The sequence below is a fragment of the Limnospira sp. PMC 1279.21 genome (assembly GCF_032349615.1).
Lineage (GTDB): Bacteria > Cyanobacteriota > Cyanobacteriia > Cyanobacteriales > Microcoleaceae > Limnospira > Limnospira fusiformis.
Map to the genome: position 1 here is coordinate 1 of NZ_JARPLU010000368.1, position 1,617 is coordinate 1,617.

General features: G+C 45.3%; 3 protein-coding genes. All 3 read left to right on the forward strand.

Translation table 11 applies throughout. The features are described 5' to 3' along the window. Positions 1-247 (forward strand): hypothetical protein (locus P5683_RS24625; protein WP_315646014.1); only part of this gene is annotated, 247 nt, incomplete at its 5' end. 160 nt (positions 248-407) lie between these two features. Next, positions 408-905 (forward strand): hypothetical protein, encoded by a 498-nt coding sequence (locus P5683_RS24630; protein WP_046321520.1) that lies wholly within the window; start codon positions 408-410, stop codon positions 903-905. Beyond that, positions 865-1,446, forward strand: coding sequence for a hypothetical protein (locus P5683_RS24635; RefSeq protein ID WP_315645100.1), 582 nt, complete (start codon positions 865-867; stop codon positions 1,444-1,446). Before P5683_RS24630 ends, P5683_RS24635 begins: the two co-directional genes overlap by 41 nt. Positions 1,447-1,617 lie beyond the last annotated feature (171 nt).

Here is a 1,617-nt window from a genome sequence, read left to right on the forward strand (position 1 = left end):
GCCCCTACAGGAATATGTGACCCCTGGGTGGTTGGGAAAAGCGATCGCTTGTTTCCAGAAACCCGGTTTTTTCAAAAAACGGGGGCGGGTTTATATAGCTGCTGGTGAAGAAGAATATAGGCTGTTGAACCCGCCCCTACAGGAATATGTGACCCCTGGGTGGTTGGGGAAAGCGATCGCCTGGGAGAGGGAAGGGGAAAGCGTGGGAGGGTGTTGGGGCAAGGCGATCGCCATTATGGTTAATTGACGGATAGATTATGAGTAGGGTAATTTTGTCAAGTACGGATAACCGAATGCTTTATTCCGGGAAACCGATATAAGTGTCGGGTAGAGTGGGGAAGTGGAGGTGGTTGCGATCGGGTTAGATAGTTGATTATAATTATGGGAGCCGGGATTGTTGGGTTAATATGAACTATTCCTCTGCATTAGCTGTAATTCAAGAAAAATACCCCCATGTGGCAGTGATTGAGGTGTGGGCAAATGTCCTGTTTTTACGAATGAGTAAGGGGCGTTGTGTTTTCTACCCGAAAAAGGGGACGATTTGGGCGCACCTGGAAACGGGAACTTGGGTATTAGCCGCAGATAATCAAGTGGCGGCGAGAAAGTTATATAAACAAATGGCAATTAAACTGCATCCTGATAAGCAGTCGGGGAGTCATGAGAAGTTTATTAAGCTGACCAATGGGTACGAAAATTATGAAGCAATTAGAATTAGATTTGGGGCTGAATTTGACGACGACTACCCCGAAGACCCCAAATACTCCAAATACCACTACTACACCGCCAGACAATACAACGAGTGGTTCAGAGAAACCTACAGCAGTTATCAAGCCTGGGTCAAAAGACGCAAGGAACAAGACGAGTATGCCAGACGACAAGTGGAAAAGTGGGGGTGTCCTTTTTGATGAAACCAGTCGCCGGGTGTTGGCTAGAAGACCTCGGTTTGAGAAGGATTATCAAAAGGATTTGACGTTTTATCTGGCTAAGGCTTGCGAATATTTGCCCTGGCGTTTTTATGTGGAGTTCGAGGTGAATTGTCGGGGAAAGCAGCGTTTTATTGACCTGGTGTTGAAAACCCCAAGCCCTCAACATATTTTGATGGAGTTGAAAAAAGGGACGATAACTATTGATATTATTAATGAGGTTTTGGAGAGGGACTATTTGCAGGGGTATAAGCAACGCACGAAGAATGGTAAATATCCGATACTTTATATTATTGGTAAATATGTGAGTGCTGATGCTGAAGAATATACTGTTATGATTAATCAAGAGTGGAAGAGACAGTTTAAAAGGTGTAAACATAAACCTCAAGTTATCCTGAGAACCTATTCTAAATTAATGGGTTTTTTGGACTCTCGGTTAACTGAAACTGATATCGGTGGTTTTGAGTTAGACCGGGTGAGGCGGGATGTTCCTTTGTTGTATGAGTTGCCCATGGGGGACTGATTACCACAAAAAGTGATATTTGTCAAGAACAAATAAGCGATCGCTTTATTCCGGCAAACCGAATCTGCGGCGATACGTCGCCCGACGACGCGGGCGATACGTGGCACTCCGACTGCGCGATCGCTTGTTTCGCGGGGTTTTGTCAAAAAACGGGGGCGGGTTTATATAGCT